Genomic DNA, 1,513 nt, shown 5'->3' with positions numbered 1-1,513 from the left:
TTCTAAATGGATTAGGTCTCCCTAAAAGGAGGTGATCCAGCCACACCTTCCGGTACGGCTACCTTGTTACGACTTCACCCCAGTCATCAGTCCTACCTTAGGCATCCCCCTCCTTGCGGTTGGGGTAACGACTTCGGGCGTGACCAACTTCCATGGTGTGACGGGCGGTGTGTACAAGGCCCGGGAACGAATTCACTGCAGTATGCTGACCTGCAATTACTAGCGATTCCTCCTTCACGAAGGCGAGTTGCAGCCTTCGATCTGAACTGAGCTACGGTTTTGTGAGATTCGCATCACATCGCTGTGTAGCTGCCCTTTGTCCGTAGCATTGTAGTACGTGTGTAGCCCAAGGCGTAAGGGGCATGCTGACTTGACGTCATCCCCACCTTCCTCCGGTTTGTCACCGGCAGTCTCTCTAGAGTGCCCAACTTAATGCTGGCAACTAAAAACGAGGGTTGCGCTCGTTGCGGGACTTAACCCAACATCTCACGACACGAGCTGACGACAGCCATGCACCACCTGTGTTCACGTTCCCGAAGGCACTCCTATCTTTCAACAGGATTCGTGACATGTCAAGCCTTGGTAAGGTTCTTCGCGTTGCATCGAATTAAACCACATACTCCACCGCTTGTGCGGGCCCCCGTCAATTCCTTTGAGTTTCACAGTTGCCTGCGTACTCCCCAGGCGGGATACTTAACGCGTTAGCTACGGCACAGCTCGGGTCGATACGAGCTACGCCTAGTATCCATCGTTTACGGCTAGGACTACTGGGGTATCTAATCCCATTCGCTCCCCTAGCTTTCGTCCCTCAGTGTCAGTTTTGGCCTAGCAGAGCGCCTTCGCCACCGATGTTCTTCCTGATATCTACGCATTTCACCGCTACACCAGGAATTCCCTCTGCCCCGACCACACTCTAGCTTTGTAGTTTCCACTGCTTTTATTTGGTTGAGCCAAACTCTTTAACAGCAGACTTACAATGCCACCTGCGGACCCTTTACGCCCAATCATTCCGGATAACGCTTGCATCCTCCGTATTACCGCGGCTGCTGGCACGGAGTTAGCCGATGCTTATTCCTCAGGTACCGTCACTTTCTTCTTCCCTGAGAAAAGAGGTTTACAACCCAAGAGCCTTCCTCCCTCACGCGGTATTGCTCCGTCAGGCTTTCGCCCATTGCGGAAAATTCCCCACTGCTGCCTCCCGTAGGAGTCTGGGCCGTGTCTCAGTCCCAGTGTGGCTGATCATCCTCTCAGACCAGCTACTGATCGTCGCCTTGGTAGGCTCTTACCCCACCAACTAGCTAATCAGACGCAAGCTCTTCTTCAGGCAGCAAGCCTTTCACCTCTCGGCACATTCGGTATTAGCCACCGTTTCCAGTGGTTGTCCCCAACCTGAAGGTAGATTCTTACGCGTTACTCACCCGTCCGCCACTATCTCCGAAAAGACCGTTCGACTTGCATGTGTTAAGCATACCGCCAGCGTTCATCCTGAGCCAGGATCAAACTCTCCATTTTG

1 rRNA gene is annotated in these 1,513 nt (G+C 53.1%); it reads right to left on the bottom strand.

The annotated features are described in order from the left end of the window. Positions 1 to 24: 24 nt before the first annotated feature. Positions 25 to 1,512, bottom strand: a 16S ribosomal RNA gene (locus tag IQ226_RS00005). Position 1,513: the final 1 nt, after the last annotated feature.

The organism is Dolichospermum sp. LEGE 00240 (genome assembly GCF_015207875.1).
GTDB lineage: Bacteria > Cyanobacteriota > Cyanobacteriia > Cyanobacteriales > Nostocaceae > Dolichospermum > Dolichospermum gracile.
Note: the sequence above shows the minus strand (reverse complement) of the source record. Positions and strands in the feature narration are given on the sequence as shown.